This is a genomic window from Anaerovibrio sp. (genome assembly GCF_045637405.1).
GTDB lineage: Bacteria > Bacillota > Negativicutes > Selenomonadales > Selenomonadaceae > Anaerovibrio.
The window spans coordinates 1-11,430 of sequence record NZ_JAZTZI010000014.1 but is presented as its reverse complement, the minus strand read 5'-3'; the positions used below and the strand labels follow the sequence as shown (position 1 = coordinate 11,430).

The following is an 11,430-nucleotide window of genomic DNA, read 5'->3' as shown; positions in this document are numbered from 1 at the left end:
GCACCTTTAATGGTGATGAACGGGGCGATGGCTCCACCCGCTATACTGGTGGCGGTATCCTTGGCAAATGGCAGAAGAATAACGGCTTTTATGTAGAGGGGGGTCTACGGGCCGGTTCTATCCATGATGATGCCAACAATGTGCTTCGTGATGCAAATGGCAATCCATACAGCTATACCACTGATGCCACCTATTGGGGTGCCCATATTGGTGTAGGCCGAGAAATCAAGCTGAACAAAACGGCTGTATTGGACCTTTATGCCAAGTATTTCTACAACCATAGGGGCAGTGTGTCCTTTCATGCCGGTGGCCACTATGATTTGGGAGCAGTGGAATCCAGCGTACTTCGTTTAGGAACCAGATACACTGTGAAGCAGAACGATAATATTAATTACTACGGCGGACTGGCTGTAGAGCATGAATTCTGTGGCAGGGCATCAGGCTTTGCTGATGGTGTGGCCATCCGCGGGGCAGATATCAGCGGAACCAGTGTAAGGGGCGAAATCGGCGCCACTTTCAGGCCTGGGGAAAAGAGTAATGTTACTCTTGATCTGAACCTCAGCGGATTTGCCGGGAAGAAACAGGGCTTTACTGGAGGACTTTCTGCAGTATTCCATATTTAATTTAAAAACTGGTAAAGTGATGGTCTATAGCAGTAAACCGTTTTCTTTGGGCAGTTTTGTCAATCCAAGCAAGATGTATGCTGAAAGCTATTCTGGCGATGGAAAATTTATAGCAAAGAAATGAACCTTGGTGACATTGCCTGGCTTGATGAGGGTGAAGGACAGAAATTCGCCGTCAATAAGGGTTTATCATCCAGGCTATGCCCTTTGCCATCCGCAATTCAGTATTTTGAAAATGAGTTCCCTCATTCATTTCCAGCGTAATATTTATTCCCTGCTCTTCATACCAGTCATGAAGTGCTCTGGTATTGGCCTCTACGGTCCTTAATAATTTGTTACGGCCACGAGCTTCTCTATCCCCCAAGGAAAAATACATACATTGTGGCTTTATTTTCAAATCATTATTCTCTGCATAAGGCAAAAAATCCGGATACCAAAACGAGCCAGAAGCACTGGCTATACGAGAAAACATGGTGGTTTTATATAAGGAATATACCGCAAAGAGTCCAGCCAGGGAATAACCTGCCAAAGCAATATACTGGGGCTTGGCAGAAAGCAGCTGCAAAATTTTAGGCACAATACAATCAGTCAGCTGTGGCAAATATTCATCTGCCTTACCAGTACAAGGACTATTGCCTTTAAATAACGGCGGAAGCGCCCATGGCGACATATCACCATCCCAATCTAAATTGCCAATACTGGCAAGGGAAAATTCCTTTTCTGACAGTTCAATGGCCAATTTATATACCTGCTCCCCTTCATCCTTTATCTCATGCAGAAGTACCAAGGGAGCATCCTTCCTTTGGGCTGGATATACACAAACCCGTTTGCCGGCAACAATACATTTTTCCATAGATTTCACTTCTCTATTCATCCATAACTTCCAGCAAAAAACTAACGGGACGAAATCCGTCATTGCAGGACAGCATGGCTGAACGAGGATTTTTCATCCATCCATCATAAAAATTCTCTGCCCCATGGGCCAGAGCCATAACGAAGGGTGACATGGTTTCCCAGGCACTTTCACATAATCCTTCTGGTTTTTGCCAACCTTCAGCAATAAAAAACTGTCCCTCTACCATATCACAGGCATGATCTATTGGATTTTCATATTCAGCAATCAGGTCAGCATAACAAGCCTTTCTTTTAACAGTTATCCTAATCCTTTTCAAAGCAATTCCCCCTCATATGAATAAATTATACATTCTAATATTTTTTATACCACATTATTACCTAACATCCCAATAATAAAAAATCAAAAATTGTACATAGTTCGACCTATTTTATTATCAGTAAAAGCTTTTTTATTAAAAACCAGGAATTTACCCCCGTTAAATTATGGGAAATTATATCCATAATTATGATTATTTCTGCGAATCAGAGTTGTTTGCAGCATAGAAATTGAATAATAAACCACAAGGCAGATGATTAAGTACAACAAACCTAATCTCCTGCCTTGTTTTATGATATGCGGTATTCCATATTTAGTATTAGCTTTCATTTACCAGCTTCCCCGTCATGTGTTCCGGTATCAGTTCAATACACTGTACCCGGGAGAAAGCGTTTTTTAGCTCTTTTTCAAGATACTCTTTGTCATCTGTAAATTTCTGTACAAGGTTAGTACATATTTTCCGGGAGGTAGCTTCATCATCAACCAATTTAATCCTTCCAAAAATGATGACACTTTTAATATTTAATGCCCATTCGCCTTCTTTTCGGTATCCTTCATCATAGGTACAGTAGCTGGCCTTATCACAAGCCTTGATGGCATCCATTTTGTGGCCGACCTTCGCACAGTGAAAATACAGTCTGTTATGTTCTTCACAGTACCAGTGATCTAAAGGCACACCATAAGGATAGCCATTATCACCAATGAGAGAAAGCACACCTCTTTTGGAATTGGTTAATACTTCAATACACTCGGATTTGGTAATTTCCTGTTTAATTCTTCTCATTTCTCTAAACATAATCTACCTCCATTATGTAAAAAAAGAAAAGGGTACGCCTTGCAGTTTCTTCAATGGCCTAATGAAACAAACATAGGACGTACCCGGCGGCACAATATATTATGGTATATAATATAGCAGAAATCATAAATATGTGTCAATTACCCGTAGAAAATGATACCAAAACAATATAAAATCTGGGTTTTATGCTATAATATGGAGCAAAGACAAATGGAAAGGCATTTATGGAGAGTGAAATGACTGATATTGGAAAAACAATTATCTATTACTACTCGTCTACAGGAAATTCTCTTTATGTGGCGAGGTTCCTTCAGGAGAGATTGCCGGATGTGGAGCTTCGTTCCATACCGGAAGAATTGAACAACGGCAGATTTGAAGTAAAGGCTGACAAAGTAGGCTTTGTGTTTCCTATGCATTACTTATCCTTGCCTTTGCAGGTGGAAGAGTTCTTGGAGAAAGTTTCATTTAAGGAGTCGCCATATCTCTTTGCAATCGCTACATGTGGTGTGCCTTATTGGGGTAGGCCATTTTTGGATATGAACGCATTTTTGTCAAAGAAAAGGCGGCAACTGCATGGTGCTTGGTTCCTTCGCCTGGTATCAAACTATCTGCCATATAGAGATACAGCAGCTCAGTGGCGTATCAGCATTAGGGCTTGGTTTGCTGAGAGAAAACTTAAAGGCATAGCCAAGGCTATAGCTCAAAATGACCATCACGACACATGGCAGGTACTAAGAGATATGTGCCGGCGATATCATGAAGAGTGGCGGGGACGGCAAAAAACGATAGATGAAAACTTTTCCTGTGACACAGAAAAGTGTAACTCATGCGGTATGTGTCAGCGTATTTGCCCTAAAGGTAATATAGTGCGTTCGGATGGACATCCGGTGTGGCAGCATAACTGTGTGGAGTGTCTTGGATGTCTGCACATTTGCCCGGTTGAGGCAATAGATTATGGTGGAGTGACCAAAGGACGCAGGAGATATAGGCATAAGGATATTTTGCCTAAAGAATTGTTGCATGACTTTAGGGGGTAAATATGACAACTATAAGGACAGTGCTTGGAGACATCACAGCAAAACATTATGCTACGGCTATTGTCAATGCAGCCAATGAGAGTTTACTTGGCGGGGGCGGTGTTGATGGTGCCATACATAGGGCTGCAGGCCCGGAGCTTTTGAAGGAGTGCATGACACTTAATGGCTGTAAAACAGGTCAGGCTAAAATAACCAAGGCATACAAGTTACCTTGTGACTATGTCATACATACTGTGGGGCCGGTATGGCATGGTGGGAGTCGTGGCGAAGAGGAATTGCTGGAAAGCTGCTATCAGGAGTCTCTGATGCTTGCTATGGATAAAGGCATCCGAAGTATAGCATTTCCTTCAATTTCAACTGGAGTGTATTCTTACCCTATAGAGAAGGCAGCAGAGGTTGCGGTGCGGACAGTTAGAGATGTTGTGAAGAGGCATCCGGGGGAATTTGATGAAATCTTATGGGTGCTGTTTGATGAGCGGACCCAAAAAGCGTATGAGAGTGCATTAGGGACATAAGATACAGATCGTGGAACCATTGTTTTACTGGTTTCACGGTCCTTTTTTATTTTTAACCTAATCATAAAGTTGAACATATTTTAGATTGGACTTTTTATTGTAAATACAAGTAGTCTTCATCATAGGTATAGTAGCTGGCCTTATCACATGCCTTGATGGCATCCATTTTGTGGCCGACCTTCGCACAGTGAAAATACAGTCTGTTATCTTCTTCACAGTACCAATGATCTAAAGGCACACCATAAGGATAGCTGTTTAGCGTCAGTCTAGTGGCTGGCGCTTTTAGTATGAAATTTTTCTTGCAAGGCCTCTAAAAACACCTGTGAGGCTTTGGAGAATACTTGATTCTTTTTCCAGGCAATAAGTGGCGAGGCAATAATCTTCGGCTTCAGGGGGCGATAGCAGATGTCGCTCCCTGTTGTATTAATAATGTTTGCAAAGGCAATAGCACAGCCAAGGTTTTCACGCACCATAATAGAGGCATTGTAAAGCAGGGAGTAGGACCCCGTAATGTTAAGCTCCTCCAGCGGCTTACCAAGCCAGTTCAGCAACTCATCACCGTGAGTGCTGGGAGACAAGGTCTGTCTGGATAGGAGCAAGGGCTGGTTCCAGAGGTCCGCAGGAGAAATGCTTTTCTTTTTGGTCAGCTTGTTCTGTTTGTTTATTAGCACCCCCCAACGGTCTTGGGCAGGTAGGGAAAGCTGGCTGTATTTGGACGGATCAAGGTCACCGTAAACATAACCAAAGTCAATGAGGCCACGTTCAAGGCGTTTTAGGGTGGTTTCACCATCACCGCTGATGATGTGGAAACGGATATTTGGATAAGACTGTCTAATTTCTTTAGCCACCTGCATGACAAGGCTGAAGTTAACCGATTCCCCAGCTCCGATGCGTATATCTCCAGATATAGATTTTTCGCTGCTCAAAAGCTCTCCCTCTGTTTTCTCCACCAAAGAGAGAATCTCCTCTGCCCGGCGGCGTAGGAGTTCTCCTTCATCGGTAAGAATAATGCGGCGCGGTTCTCTGATAAGCAGCACTTTGCCATATTCCTCTTCTATATCCTTTATCTGTCTGGACAGGGTAGGCTGTGACAAGTGCAGCTTTTCTGCTGCCCGTGAAAAGTTGCCCTCACGGGCTACCGTAAGAAAGTAATTCAAAACCCTCAGTTCCATAATGAATCCCCCCAGTACAAGTGTTGTTTGCATTTATTATATCGTATAAAGTTATTACTAAAAAGCATAGATTAATATTTTTATAAGTATTGGTAATAACAAAATTACCTATGACTTTGGAGATGGAAGAGCTCAATGGCGTTATAAAGCTTAACTGTTACCACATTAATCCAGCTACTGGTGAAAAGGAAGAATTCACTAATCCCCAATATGATCAATTTATTGCAGAAGATTTTTCAAAATTCAAATAGTGTACAGATGGGGTTGTGATTATGGAAATAAAGAAAATCTACTTTGACCTTGGTGGTGTATACATTTGTCGGAATAGTGCAACAAATAGTGAATTTGTGGTAGAATAAAATAAAAATGCTAGGAGGATAAGTTGAAAATGAACAAGAAGGCAGAAGCATTTAAGGGTTATTTGGAGGAGAAGGATATTAAGGTATTTGAGGTAGAGGAGCTGGATGATCAGCAGCAGACCGTTGTATTTCGCTCATCCATTACAACAGAGGGGCATCAGCTGCCAACTATTGTGATTCTTGACGAGTCTATTTTCGCCATGGTGCGGGTACAGATTTCACCTAAGGCATTGTCAGACGACAACCAGCTGGAGCTTTTGAAGCTGATTAACGATGAGTCTGCCACATACAAGCCTTTCAAAGTATATTTAAATGGCGATGGGGATTTGATGTTGGATGTGTGCCTGATTGTTGATGAAGAATTGAAGGGGGATACAATTTACACAATGTTCTCCTTTATCATTGATTACCTTAACAATAATTACCGCAAATTTATGAAGTGCGTGTGGCAGGGATAAAAAAGAGTGCCGAGCAGGATACCAAGGGCACTGGAATAATCAGAGAAATAGTTGACAGGTAAGGGGGTACAACATGGAAAAATCATTTTCAATTCCGATTTCTCGGCGGGCATTTATGAAACTGGTGGGGATGGGAACCGTGGGGGTTGTGGCGGCAACGGCTATGCAGAGCGGCGAAGCAACGGCAGCTACGGCATCACCGGCAGTCACAGCAGGAGTGAATGGCGAAGGTCTGCCCACGCTGCTGACCGCTGATGTCTGTGTGGTTGGCGGCGGTGCGGCAGGGACGGCGGCGGCCATCAGTGCCGCACGCGCAGGCGTAAAGGTTGTACTGGTCGAGCGGGGGATTTCTCTTGGTGGCCTGGCCACCCAAGGGTGCGTTTTCCCTTGTATGCCTACTTATGCATTTGACAGCGATACCCCCTATATAAAAGAACTGAACAAACGCATAGAGACTAAGGCTGGCTTTGCGCCCGTGCCCAATCTCCCAGAAACGGATACACATTATGGTGAGGGGATGGGAGCTTATGCGCCGGAACTATTGACAGAAGTCTATGATGAATGGTGTGAGGAAACGGGAGCGACGATTTTATATGATGCTGCTCTTGTGGGAGCGGTTGTAGATGCCGGAACCATCACTGCCTGTGTGGTGCAGACCGTAGAGGGGCTGGGGAAAATCCAAGCCAAGACGTTTATTGATGCCACAGGCGATGCCCTGCTGTCGCGATTTGCCGGAGTACCAACGGAAAAAGGTTCGGAAACAAATGGACGAAACCAACCTATGAGCCTGCGGTTTGAAATGGGAGGCATAGATGTACCAAAAGTTTATCATTTCTTCCATGATAAAATGAAAGACACTTGGTTAGAAGAAAACTGGTCTAAAAAATTTAAGGAAGATGTGAAAAAAGGCCGTGATCCGTTTTGGGAATTTGCCAAATGGAAGAAAACCGAGAATTTCTTTCGGGAAGGCGTTAAGAAAGGCGAGCTCACGGAAGATGATGTTCTGTATATCCAGGCCTTTTCCGTACCAGGCAAGCCACATACCATGTCCATGAACTGCCCAGAAATGCCTCCGCTGATGTTTTCGGCCACAGATGCTGTTTCACGCAGCAAGGCAGTATCTTTTGGACGGAAGATGATGCGTCGTTTGGCAGCTTATTTCAAGAGAAATATTCCCGGCTTTGAAAAAGCCTGTATCAGCCGTGAAGCCAGCATGGTAGGTGTGCGTGAGTCTTGGCGAATTCGTGGGAAGTACTATATGGAAGCTGATGATTATCTGCAGGCACGCCATTTTCCCGATGCAGTCTGCCGGACGGCATACCCCATCGATATTCATGATGTGAAGCTGGATTTATTTGAAAAGCTGAAAAAGGGGCAGTATTACGAAATCCCCTATCGCGCGCTGGTGACCAATGAGCTGTCCAACCTGTTGGTGGCAGGACGCTGTGCAAGCGGCAGTTTCGCTGCTCAGGCTTCCTTCCGTATACAGCCCACCTGTATGAGCATGGGAGAGGCAGCCGGTATTGCGGCAGCTTGGGGACTTTCCCGGAATATTCCCGTAAATGCAATCAAATGGGAAGATATTCCTGCAGAAAAACGCAGTTATGTAAGTAAATAGACTATTGAGGCAAAAAAAAGGGGACCATTCTGTGAGTGGTCCCCAATGTTTTTATTAGGTTTAATTATTATTTATCATAGTTAGTAAATCCTTGATTGTCTCTTAACCATTATCTATACTGTCATTAGAAAAATATAATATGGAGGGGACAGACTATATGAGACATAATAAATTGTTTTTTGCTTCAGATTATCAGGAGGGGACACATCCAAGAATTATAGAAAGGCTGACTGAAACCAACCTTTTTCAAAGTCCTGGGTATGGTACAGATGAATTCTGTGAATCTGCCAGAGAGCGCATACGCACAGCCATTGGATGCCCGGAAGCAGCCGTGTATTTTCTGCTTGGGGGTACCCAAACTAATGCTACAATAATAGATGCTATCCTCAAGCCTTATGAGGGAGTTATTGCACCTGACAGTGGTCACATCAGTCTTCATGAGGCAGGGGCCATTGAATTTGGGGGACATAAGGTTTTGACCATTCCACACCAGCTTGGCAAGATAACTGCAGAGACTGTCGAGGAGTACTGTAAAGGATTTGATGAAGATTTGAATCATGATCACATGGTTAAGCCAGGGATGGTGTATATCTCTCAGCCGACGGAGTATGGTACCTTGTATTCGTTACATGAGCTGACTGAGCTTAGTAGAGTTTGCAGAAGTCGACAGATTTGCCTCTATGTAGATGGAGCCAGATTGGCTTATGCATTAGGGGGCAAGAGCAATGATGTTTCTCTAAAGGATTTGGCACGGCTTTGTGATGTTTTCTATATAGGTGGAACTAAGTGCGGAGCCATGTTGGGGGAGGCAGTGGTTATCCCGGATCCGGAATTAATACCACATTTTTTCACTATTATGAAGCAGCATGGTGCTTTATTGGCTAAAGGCAGGATACTGGGAATTCAGTTTGACGTGTTATTTGAAAATGGGCTGTATGAATCCATAGGAAAAACAGCGCTGGAAGCAGCTGACAAAATAAGGGAAAGCATAATTTCTAACGGGTACAGGCTGGCCTTTGATTCACCTACCAACCAAATATTTATAAGTCTAAGTGAAGATGAATATAATAGGTTAGGCCATCAGGTGGAGTTCAGTTTTTGGGAGAAGACAGCTGATGGGCAAATAGTTGTGAGATTGGCCACCAGCTGGGCTACAACTGATAAAAATGTAGAGAAGCTGATGGATGTGCTGGCAGAGTGCAGTCCAAGCAGATAAATTCAACCAGATTCGGGTGAAGTGTTTTAATTAAAAATTATATTATTCCGATATAACATTGAAAGAACTACAGGGAGGTGTTCTTATGTTAGAGGGAATTGGGCGTGTTGGTGCATATGTGCAGCAAAGAAATTTGAAAACAGCTGCCAAGTACCGCATAAAAACAGGACAGAGTCTAATACCCAATAAAACGGAAAAGCTGCAAAGTGCCTTGCAAAAGATTAGCAGTAATCAAAATACCAAGCATAGTGATCCAATAAGAACTGCCACTATTAGGACAAAGCTCAAGGGCGGACGGAAGCTTTCGGCTGATGAGCTGAGTTACCTGCGGGAAAATGATCCGGATCTGTATCGTAAGGCCAAGGGTGCTCAACGGGCACGGGAGGAGTTGGAACGGGATTTATCAAGCTGTCATACCAAGACTGAGGCTCGGCAGGCGTTGATGCGGGCCCAATTAAAGGCGTCCAGTGAAGCTTTGGCTGAGTTGACGGCAGCCAAGGGTGGTGGAGTTGGTGCAGCTGGTGCCTCCTCCTTCTCTGGTGGTATGGGGGATGATATATCCGCAGACATCAATGCAGATAGTGCTGATGCAATGGCTGGTACTGATGTAAATGCAGCTCCTGTAGAAGCAGCTGCTACCAGTGGAATGACGAATAGTGAGGCAAGCGGTGAAGCTGCCGTGGTGACAGAAGATGTAGCTCAGGCTGAGGCCACTGATAAACAGGCATCGGAAAAAGTGGCTAAAGAGGTTATATCCTCTGTAATGCGGGAAATTAATACCATTATGTCCGAGTTGAATAAAACCGACGATGGGGATAAAGGCGGCGAGCAATTATCAGCGGACAATGGTTCGGATGATGTTGCCTCCACGGTACAGGCTGCTTCCTCAAAGGCCGGTGCCAAGGATGCTGCTTCGGAAATTATTGAAAAGCTTCTCTATAAGCTGCGGGCTATACAAAATGCCTGGGATGAATTTACTCATAGCAAGGAATATAAGGAGATGCCTGAGGGGTATCTTGACGGTAAAGATAAAAAAGCTGGAAAAACTACGGTGCCAAAGGGCTTTACTGGTGACGGGATAATTGATATGATTAATCAGTACACTTCGTCCTTTGATGAAGGTTTGGCCATTGGTAGCTCCAGTGTGGATATTAGTCAATAGTATGTGAGTTGTGAGCATAATTATTATGTGAATCGGACTGGCCGTCGCAGTCCGATTTTTTTCTGGGTGCAATCGGTGGTAACAAAGGTTAGTTGATTGGAGGCTTATAAATGTTAATTGGTCACTTGGGGGCACTGTTGTCCTTTATTACGTTTTTTATATCGGTAATGGCATATTCCTATAGCAATGATGCAGACGAAATAACCTCATTTGAGAAAAAATGTCTGTGTGTGCTTTTGGGTTGCACCATAATCAACATAATTGCGTTGGTTTTGAAGGATTATTCCGTACTTTATTATTCGGATTATCTGCAATTTTTGGCCAGCATAGGGGTGTTTGTAATGTTCATTGGATTATGCCGGGTATTTTACAAATTAAAACGGGTAAACATCGGATAAGATAATTGGAAGCGTTGTCTGGTGTATATGTTCACCATTTAATATGTGCCTGTCATTCATCTGGTTAGGTGGATTGACAGGTTTTTTTGTTGAATTTTCTAAAAACATATCAAAAATATATGAATTATATGAAAAAATTGTTGCATTATGAAAATCAATCATGTATAATTTCACTCATAAAACATACCTAGTAGGTGGGTTAAAAATAACACTTACTTTAAGATACTGGAGGGAATGAACATGGCAGACAGGATTTTATCGCCTCAGGAGAAGAGGATTGAAGAAAATAAAGGACAAGTTATTTTTTCAAATGGAAGCAGGGTACAGAGAATATTTGACAGCTTTCAGGGGGCCCGTTCCAGTGTGGATGTACAAAGGGCAAGATATTTCACCGAGTCATTTAAAACCACCGAGGGACAGTCGTTGGTATTGCGTTGGGCCAAAGCCTTGTACCATGTGGCAGAAAATATAGAGGTAATCATTAATGACGATGAGCTTTTGGTGGGCCGTGTCGGCGGTCAGGGCAAATATGGACTTATTTACCCTGAGCTTGATGGTTGCTTTTTACAGAGCTTTGCCAAGCAGGCCTCTGATCGGGTGGAATCACCATTTGATATTTCCGATGAGGATATCAGAATCATTCAGGAGGAAATTGCTCCTTATTGGGATGGCAAAACCTACTATGAGGATTTGGCCCGTTCCCTGCCGGAGGATGTGTTGAAAATCACCTATGATCCGGTTGATACCTTCACCTCCCGCTTTATTGCCAATGAAACCTCATCCATGCGTTCCGCCTTGCAATGGGTACATGATTTTGGCAAGGGAATAGATAAGGGCTTTGAATATATTAAAGCCGAAGCCCAGGAAAAATTGTCAGCACTGAATCCTCTGGATCCACATGACAG

General features: G+C 43.4%; 13 protein-coding genes. 9 read left to right on the top strand and 4 right to left on the bottom strand.

Features of this window, described 5'->3' with window-relative positions:
- Positions 1-623, top strand: a 623-nt coding sequence (locus ACKI5G_RS01110) for an autotransporter domain-containing protein (protein WP_407396826.1), incomplete at its 5' end; no start/stop codon positions are given.
- Positions 624-798: 175 nt separating this feature from the next.
- Here the strand turns inward: ACKI5G_RS01110 and ACKI5G_RS01105 are convergent.
- The 3 genes from ACKI5G_RS01105 to ACKI5G_RS01095 form a co-directional block, all read right to left on the bottom strand.
- On the bottom strand, positions 799-1,497 hold the full coding sequence (locus tag ACKI5G_RS01105) for an alpha/beta hydrolase-fold protein (RefSeq protein ID WP_407396824.1): 699 nt from the start codon (positions 1,495-1,497) through the stop codon (positions 799-801).
- Positions 1,490-1,795 carry a TIGR04076 family protein gene (locus ACKI5G_RS01100; protein WP_407396822.1) on the bottom strand — a complete coding sequence of 102 codons (306 nt, stop codon included), beginning with the start codon at positions 1,793-1,795 and terminating at the stop codon, positions 1,490-1,492. Before ACKI5G_RS01100 ends, ACKI5G_RS01105 begins: the two co-directional genes overlap by 8 nt.
- 318 nt (positions 1,796-2,113) lie before the next feature.
- Positions 2,114-2,590 (bottom strand): pyridoxamine 5'-phosphate oxidase family protein, encoded by a 477-nt coding sequence (locus tag ACKI5G_RS01095; protein ID WP_407396820.1) that lies wholly within the window; start codon positions 2,588-2,590, stop codon positions 2,114-2,116.
- A gap of 236 nt (positions 2,591-2,826) precedes the next feature.
- Here ACKI5G_RS01095 and ACKI5G_RS01090 point away from each other — a divergent pair, with 236 nt between their 5' ends.
- Together ACKI5G_RS01090 and ACKI5G_RS01085 are read left to right on the top strand one after the other, a co-directional pair.
- The gene (locus ACKI5G_RS01090) at positions 2,827-3,627 is read left to right on the top strand and encodes an EFR1 family ferrodoxin (RefSeq protein ID WP_407396818.1); all 801 of its coding nucleotides are present in this window, start codon (positions 2,827-2,829) and stop codon (positions 3,625-3,627) included.
- A gap of 2 nt (positions 3,628-3,629) precedes the next feature.
- A complete protein-coding gene (locus ACKI5G_RS01085; protein WP_407396816.1) occupies positions 3,630-4,142 on the top strand; it encodes an O-acetyl-ADP-ribose deacetylase in 513 nt (170 codons plus the stop codon).
- A gap of 266 nt (positions 4,143-4,408) precedes the next feature.
- Here the strand turns inward: ACKI5G_RS01085 and ACKI5G_RS01080 are convergent, their stop codons facing one another.
- The gene (locus ACKI5G_RS01080; protein WP_407396814.1) at positions 4,409-5,314 is read right to left on the bottom strand and encodes a LysR family transcriptional regulator; all 906 of its coding nucleotides are present in this window, start codon (positions 5,312-5,314) and stop codon (positions 4,409-4,411) included.
- A 388-nt stretch (positions 5,315-5,702) separates the two neighbouring features.
- Between ACKI5G_RS01080 and ACKI5G_RS01075 the strand changes: the two genes are divergently transcribed.
- The 6 genes from ACKI5G_RS01075 to ACKI5G_RS01050 form a co-directional block, all read left to right on the top strand.
- Positions 5,703-6,131, top strand: a complete 429-nt coding sequence (locus ACKI5G_RS01075) for a hypothetical protein (RefSeq protein ID WP_407396812.1) — start codon at positions 5,703-5,705, stop codon at positions 6,129-6,131.
- A gap of 73 nt (positions 6,132-6,204) precedes the next feature.
- The gene (locus ACKI5G_RS01070; protein WP_407396810.1) at positions 6,205-7,749 is read left to right on the top strand and encodes an FAD-dependent oxidoreductase; all 1,545 of its coding nucleotides are present in this window, start codon (positions 6,205-6,207) and stop codon (positions 7,747-7,749) included.
- Between the two features lie 157 nt (positions 7,750-7,906).
- Positions 7,907-8,965, top strand: coding sequence for a threonine aldolase family protein (locus ACKI5G_RS01065; protein WP_407396808.1), 1,059 nt, complete (start codon positions 7,907-7,909; stop codon positions 8,963-8,965).
- An 85-nt stretch (positions 8,966-9,050) separates the two neighbouring features.
- A complete protein-coding gene (locus ACKI5G_RS01060) occupies positions 9,051-10,127 on the top strand; it encodes a hypothetical protein (protein ID WP_407396807.1) in 1,077 nt (358 codons plus the stop codon).
- A gap of 110 nt (positions 10,128-10,237) precedes the next feature.
- Positions 10,238-10,525: a hypothetical protein gene (locus tag ACKI5G_RS01055; protein ID WP_407396805.1), complete on the top strand. Its 288-nt coding sequence runs from the start codon at positions 10,238-10,240 to the stop codon at positions 10,523-10,525.
- Positions 10,526-10,765: 240 nt separating this feature from the next.
- A partial coding sequence (locus ACKI5G_RS01050) for a pyruvate formate lyase family protein (RefSeq protein ID WP_407396803.1) occupies positions 10,766-11,430 on the top strand: 665 nt, incomplete at its 3' end.